The 5,904-nt window shown below is 62.6% G+C and carries 7 protein-coding genes; 2 read left to right on the forward strand and 5 right to left on the reverse strand.

The features are described 5' to 3' along the window. Window positions 1-373 precede the first annotated feature (373 nt). Window positions 374-1,312, forward strand: coding sequence for an alpha/beta hydrolase (locus tag ACIREA_RS24865; protein ID WP_397385032.1), 939 nt, complete (start codon window positions 374-376; stop codon window positions 1,310-1,312). Between the two features lie 314 nt (window positions 1,313-1,626). On the opposite strand, the gene ACIREA_RS24870 is transcribed toward ACIREA_RS24865, so the two are convergent. The 5 genes from ACIREA_RS24870 to ACIREA_RS24890 all read right to left on the reverse strand — a co-directional run bounded on the left by ACIREA_RS24870 (window position 1,627) and on the right by ACIREA_RS24890 (window position 5,384). Next, window positions 1,627-2,607: a sugar phosphate isomerase/epimerase family protein gene (locus ACIREA_RS24870; RefSeq protein WP_397385033.1), complete on the reverse strand. Its 981-nt coding sequence runs from the start codon at window positions 2,605-2,607 to the stop codon at window positions 1,627-1,629. A gap of 69 nt (window positions 2,608-2,676) precedes the next feature. Beyond that, window positions 2,677-2,964, reverse strand: a complete 288-nt coding sequence (locus tag ACIREA_RS24875; protein WP_397385034.1) for a hypothetical protein — start codon at window positions 2,962-2,964, stop codon at window positions 2,677-2,679. Window positions 2,965-3,140: 176 nt separating this feature from the next. Continuing rightward, entirely contained in the window at window positions 3,141-3,992 is an 852-nt protein-coding gene (locus ACIREA_RS24880) for a hypothetical protein (RefSeq protein WP_397385035.1), read from the reverse strand. 166 nt (window positions 3,993-4,158) lie between these two features. Continuing rightward, the gene (locus tag ACIREA_RS24885) at window positions 4,159-4,986 is read right to left on the reverse strand and encodes a hypothetical protein (RefSeq protein WP_397385036.1); all 828 of its coding nucleotides are present in this window, start codon (window positions 4,984-4,986) and stop codon (window positions 4,159-4,161) included. 200 nt (window positions 4,987-5,186) lie between these two features. Then, window positions 5,187-5,384, reverse strand: coding sequence for a hypothetical protein (locus ACIREA_RS24890; protein ID WP_397385037.1), 198 nt, complete (start codon window positions 5,382-5,384; stop codon window positions 5,187-5,189). A 186-nt stretch (window positions 5,385-5,570) separates the two neighbouring features. Between ACIREA_RS24890 and ACIREA_RS24895 the strand changes: the two genes are divergently transcribed. Next, the gene (locus ACIREA_RS24895) at window positions 5,571-5,762 is read left to right on the forward strand and encodes a hypothetical protein (protein WP_397385038.1); all 192 of its coding nucleotides are present in this window, start codon (window positions 5,571-5,573) and stop codon (window positions 5,760-5,762) included. Window positions 5,763-5,904 lie beyond the last annotated feature (142 nt).

Here is a 5,904-nt window from a genome sequence, read left to right on the forward strand (position 1 = left end):
CGGACCTCCGAGTCCGCAGCACTCCGCAAACACAATTGGCTCCGAATCCCTCCCGCAGCCATTGGCTCTCACGCCCCCGAAGCCCTCGTGCTTCCAAGGCTCCGCACGCTGCCACACCCGCTGCATGAAAGCGACCCGCTGCGGACTCGGAGGTCCGCGCTCCTGAAGCGTTTTCTTCAGCGGAACCTCTTTCGTTTAGTTGGAATGCTCATTTCCGGACCTCTGATATCAGCGTCACATCAGCGGTTAAAACCCTGCCCAAAAAACACACCAGTCCTCACCCAACCCACAGCCTCTTTATCCCTTTCCGAAAACCGCTGTCCAATCCCACGTACTCATCTCGCACCTCTTCTTCCCAAACACTTTCTCTCCCATGCGCCTCCGCACTCTCTCCTGCCTCCTCCTCGCCGCGCTCAGCCTCACCTCACTCACCCCCGCCGCTGAAGCACCCGCAAAGCCCACCACCGCAGCAACACCCGCGCCCAAGCCCACCCCCACCGAGCGCATCGCCCTCTGGCCCGGCAAAGCCCCCGTTGGCGATGGCACCTTCGAAGCCAGCACGCACGAGCTGCAAGTCTTCCTCCCGCCCGCCGCCAAAGCCAACGGCATGGCCATCGTCCTCTGCCCCGGCGGCGGCTACATCCGCCACGTCACCGACCGCGAAGGCTACCCCATCGCCGAATGGCTCAATGAACACGGCATCGCCTGCATCATCCTCGAATACCGCCTGCCAAAGCTCCGCCACGCCGTGCCCCTCCTCGATGCCCAGCGCGCCATGCGCCTCACCCGCGCCAATGCCACACGCTGGCACCTCAGTCCCCAGCGCATCGGCATCCTCGGCTTCTCCGCCGGCGGCCACGTCGCCTCCACCGCCACCACCCACTTCGATGCCGGCAAGCCCGACGCCACCGATCCCGTCGAGCGCTTCAGCTCACGCCCCAGCTTCGCCTGGCTCATCTACCCCGTCGTCACCATGGGCGAGTACACCCACACCGGCTCCCGCAAAGAACTCCTCGGTGAAAACCCCTCGGACGCCCTCGTCCGCCTCTACTCCAACGAATTCCAGGTCACCGCAGACACCCCGCCCGTCTTCCTCGCCCACGCCATCGATGACAAACCCGTCCCCATCGAAAACAGCCGCCAGTTCGCCTCCAACATGCAGGCCCACCACCTCCCCGTCGAACTCCTCGAACTCCCCACCGGCGGCCACGGTCTCAACGGCTGCAAAGGCCCCCTCTGGGAGCAGTGGAAAGCCGCAGCTCTCTGGTGGTGTGCCAAACAGGGCTTCATCCACGTGATGGCAATCGACTAGCCCCAGCATCAAAAAACTGCCGAAGAAGCAGGGCATGCATGCCATCAGATGCCATAAAAGACCACACGTCTTCCCATTGGCTCCGCTTTGATCCCGGCGCGCCCATCCTCCCTACTGGGATCGCCGACATTTTGTCGGCTCTGGAATGCGCTCCGCGAGCTGATCGAACGCCGCATTTAGCGGAGCCCTGAAGGACCAGGAGGGGGCTCTCAGCCAGAGCTTCGCCCAAGCGCACGCCTTGGAGGAGAGGGATCGTCCCGATCCCTCAACGCTCCGCCTTCAACCACCGCAGCGCATGTTCCCCTGGCACCACCTCACCCCAGCGCCGCGATCCCCTCCCGCATCGCCGTCAGCACCTTCTCCACCTCCGCAAAGGGATCATAATTCTTCCGTCCCATCGACAGCGTCTCGATCGGCACAAAGCCGCGATACCCGCCCGCGTGGATGATCCCCACCAGCTTCTTGAAGTCCGTCACCGGCGTCTTCACAGAGCTGCCCAGCGTCTCCTTGATCTGCCAGTTCACCGCATGCGGAACCATCAGCGCGATGTCCGCGTACGGGTCCTCCGTGAAGTACTTCCCCGTGTCCACCAGCGCCCCGCACCACTCATGGCCCACGCGTTTCAGCAGGCTCGCATGCTGCTCACCCGTGCTCAAAAAGTCCCCGTGATTCTGCACCGCCACCAGCACGCCGTATTTCGCGCCATGCTCCGCGCACTCGTTCAGCGCCTCCGCCATCCACTTCTCCACCTCCTCGCGCGTGGCTCCGCCCGCCGCCGCCTGCCAGTCCTTCGCGTTCTTCTGCTGCGGCCCCGCAAACACCCGCACCACCGGCGCACCCAGCCGCGCCGCCACCTCGATCCACACCTTCGTCAGCGCCACGCCCGCCGCCCGCACCGCCTTGTCCGCCGTGGCGAAATCATTCTTCACCCCCGTGCCGCTGATCACGATGCCCCGCTCATGCACATAGCGCTTCATGCGGTTCACATAGCTGTCCGCCGGAGCCTGCGGATAGCCCGGATAAAAGTACCCCGTCAGATCCACCGCCGGGATCCGCAGCCGCTCGCAGAAATCCACCACGCCAAAGAGATCGATCCCCCGCGTCGCATCCGCCATGTTCTCATTCAGCAGCTCCAGAAACGAATACGCATTCAGCGCCGGCGTGAAAAACGGCGCTCCTCTGCCAGCACCCGCCTTCACCTCCGCCGCACCCGCACAGGGCAGGGGAGCCGCCGCAGCCGCCAGCGGCAGCAAGGCAGCGCGTTTCAAAAACGAACGTCGGGAATCAATCGGCATGGTATTCATAAAATGAAGTGGCAGTCGATGGTAGATCACTTGTTGCACAGCAACAAGGCAACTATCGCTTCACCACAGCATCGGCGTCTTCGCCTGCCCGCCCCCGTTCACCCGCAGATCCTCCACCGCCACCTTGCCTGCGCAGAAGTCCCAGCCCAGCCCCAGCGCCGCGATCTGGCTCGGCGTGATGTTCGCCCTCCGCAGCTCCTCCGTGCGGTCCACATCAAAGCACCCCGCACGCACATACGCCGCCGCATCCCCCGGGGAGAAACCCGCCTGCAGCCACTGGCGTGCGGCGACTTCCGTACCTTCGATTGCGGCGGCCATTTCAGCTAGATCACGGGGACTCGGGCTCATGGCGCACCCTATGGCATAGATTGAAACACTGTTCAAACAAACAGTGCTTAAAAATCACACTTCAGCATCCACCAAGCCCCGCGCACCTCAAACAAAACGCCCGGCAGGCCATCCCACCGGGCGTTTTTGACCACACATCACACAAACCCTTTCACAGCAGAACCTTCCATCACACCTCAGCAGCAGTCGCACCCGCACCCACCGTGGCATTCTTCCGGCGGCGGCGCTTCCTGCGCAGGCGCAGTTTCCGTGGACCCCGCGCTGTTCGTGCCGATGAAGGTAGAGTTCACATTGTCCGGGTCATCCTGGCGGTGGCGGTCCTTCAGCGGCTTGTCCCCGCCGAAGTAGATGCGCAGCCCGCCCAGCAGATGCGCGTAGCCGTTCTCACCCACACCCCCGTCCGCGTAGACCGCCACACCCTTCAGCGGCGTCTGCCACTCCACATGCGCCATGCAGAAGTTGTGGTTGAAGCGGTTCTGGTACTCCAGCCGCACCATCAGATCATCCACCGGATACACCGCCGCGTAGATCCGCGCCGCCACAAAGCTCTGGTGCGTCGCCAGCCCCGGAAACGTCGTCGGCACATGCGAGTCGTAGTTGTCATACCCCGCCACCGCACCCAGCGTCACCTGCTTGAAATAGTACTCGCCCTCCGCGCCCACGATCACATCCGTAAACTTCTGGCTCATCATCCCGCTGAACACCAGGCCGATCAGGCCCTTGCCCGGATCACGCGCAAAGAAGTGCGATCCCACGCCAAAGATGTTCGTCGCAAACCCATGCTGATACAGCCCGTCAAACTGCGCCCCAAATCGCTGCCCCAGCGGCACTGAAAGCGTCCCCGCCACACCCCGCGTGGAGCTCCGGTTGATCGCCCCATAGTTCGCATCCAGCTTGCCATTGATCGCCGAGACCGCAGGCTCGGACGCCGCCGCCGCGATCCCTTGCACAGGTTCGCCCGCACGCAGTTCTGTCACAGAGACGACGGCCAGCGCCGCCAGAAGGGTGAGTGAGTTTGTGGATTTCATCGTGATGGAGTGATTAGACCCGTACTGTGCTGAAGGCAGCGGTGCAAAACAATGAGGTGAAGCTTTAGTTTTCCGCTGCTGGGATCCGATAAAAAAACGCCCGGCAGGAATACCCGCCGGGCGTTTGAACCATTCAGCCAAATTCAGCCAACCTGACACCACACACTCAGCCCGGCTCGATGATTCGGGTCGGTGCCGCCGTGTTCGTTGAGCCCGCGCTGCTCGGTCCGATGAAAGTCGAGCCGATGTTCGAAGGGTCGTCCTTGCGGTGGCGGTCCTTGAGGGGCTTGCTGCCACCGAAGTACACGCGCACACCGCCCAGCAGATGGGCATAGCCGTTTTCACCCACGCCACCGTCCGCAAAGACAGCCACACCGTTCACCGGCGTCTGCCACTCCACGTGGGCCATGTAGAAGTTGTGGTTGAAGCGGCTCTGGTACTCGATGCGCACCATCAGGTCGTCCATCGGGTAGATCGCCGCATACACTCGCGCAGCCACAAAGTTCTGATGCGTTGCCAGCCCTGGAAAGGTCGTGGCCACATGCGAGTCGTAGTTGTCCCAGCCGGCCACAGCGCCCAGCGTCACCTTCTTGAAGTAGTATTCGCTTTCCACGCCCACGATCACGTCCGTAAACTTCTGGCTGATCGTGCCGCTGAAAGCCAGACCGATGAGCCCCTTGCTCGGATCACGCGCAAAGAAGTGCGTGCCCAGGGCATAGATGTTGGTCGAAAAGCCATGCTGATAGATGCCGTCAAACTGCGCTCCAAAACGGTGGCCCAGCGGCACCGAGATCGTTCCGCCAATGCCACGAGTGGAACTGCGATTGATCGCGCCGTAGTTCGCATCCAGCTTGCCATTGACGCCGGAGACGGCGGGTTCGGAGGCGGCAGCCACAATGCCTTTGCCCGAGGGGGCAGGGGTGCCAGCGTGGATCTGCGTCACCGCAGTGCCGGCCAGCAAGGCGAGGAGGGGGAGAGAGAGTATGTTTTTCATGGTTAGATACTGACGAGGCCACCACTTTGCAGATCACAGCACCACTAAACAATAAGGTGAAGCCTTAGATTTATGGCGATTAACCTTAGACCCACAGGCCGGCTCAGGAGGCACCAGCGCCTTCGGTGCTCACCGCCCAGGACCCGCCAGCCACTCCAGAGCCTCCACCATCACCCCCTCGCCGATGTCCCGCGTCAGCCTCAGTCCCCCGGCTTCTGGGCCTGCTCCAGCGGCGTCTGCACATCGCCCTCTGGATCCCGCTCATTCTTCGCCATGCTGTCCGCATCCCTGGCTCCGCCCGCAGGCATCTCCGGCTCGTTGCCCATCACACTGAGGCTGAGCATGGCCAGTGAGCTGAAAAGCAGCCCGGTGGAAGGTGGGAAGAAGTGGTATTTCATGGTGTGCCGTCGGAGTGACACTCTCCATTCGCACTCCTGCCATCATCTGGCTGCATCAATGCGCGGCCTGACCCCATGACCATGCGCCGCCCTGATGCGCCCGTGGCCCCCTCAGGCTTCCCCTGAACTCCGGAGCAGGGGCACATCGGGTTGTGACCCCGCACCGCCGTCCCTAGTTTTGAGCCCATGAAGACCATCGCACCCACCGCCGCCGCCGACGATCCGCCACCCCCCCTGAAAAGCCGGAGCCACCCCTCACGCCTCCACCTCTCGAACCCGAAGAAAAGCCCGTCATCGTCCACGATCACGGCATCGACACCGATGAAGCACATGACATTGACACAGCCGCCGGCGACGAAGGAATCGATGATGAAGTAGGCGATGACTTCGACAACAACCGCGGACGCGAAAAATAAGCACCCTTCATCACCCACCCCCATTCACCCCTCCCTAGTTTTGAAACCATGAAGACGATCTCACCCACAGCCGCCGCCGACACTCCGCCTCTCCCAGAAAAGCC

Source organism: Prosthecobacter sp. (assembly GCF_044373815.1).
Classification (GTDB): domain Bacteria; phylum Verrucomicrobiota; class Verrucomicrobiia; order Verrucomicrobiales; family Verrucomicrobiaceae; genus Prosthecobacter.

Bases quoted from the DNA above. Each gene is read 5' to 3' on its own strand.
- ACIREA_RS24870 (WP_397385033.1), bottom strand. From the start codon at position 2,607: ATGCCGATTGATTCCCGACGTTCGTTTTTGAAACGCGCTGCCTTGCTG.
- ACIREA_RS24880 (WP_397385035.1), bottom strand. From the start codon at position 3,992: ATGAAATCCACAAACTCACTCACCCTTCTGGCGGCGCTGGCCGTCGTC.
- ACIREA_RS24875 (WP_397385034.1), bottom strand. From the start codon at position 2,964: ATGAGCCCGAGTCCCCGTGATCTAGCTGAAATGGCCGCCGCAATCGAA.
- ACIREA_RS24890 (WP_397385037.1), bottom strand. From the start codon at position 5,384: ATGAAATACCACTTCTTCCCACCTTCCACCGGGCTGCTTTTCAGCTCA.
- ACIREA_RS24895 (WP_397385038.1), top strand. From the start codon at position 5,571: ATGAAGACCATCGCACCCACCGCCGCCGCCGACGATCCGCCACCCCCC.
- ACIREA_RS24885 (WP_397385036.1), bottom strand. From the start codon at position 4,986: ATGAAAAACATACTCTCTCTCCCCCTCCTCGCCTTGCTGGCCGGCACT.
- ACIREA_RS24865 (WP_397385032.1), top strand. From the start codon at position 374: ATGCGCCTCCGCACTCTCTCCTGCCTCCTCCTCGCCGCGCTCAGCCTC.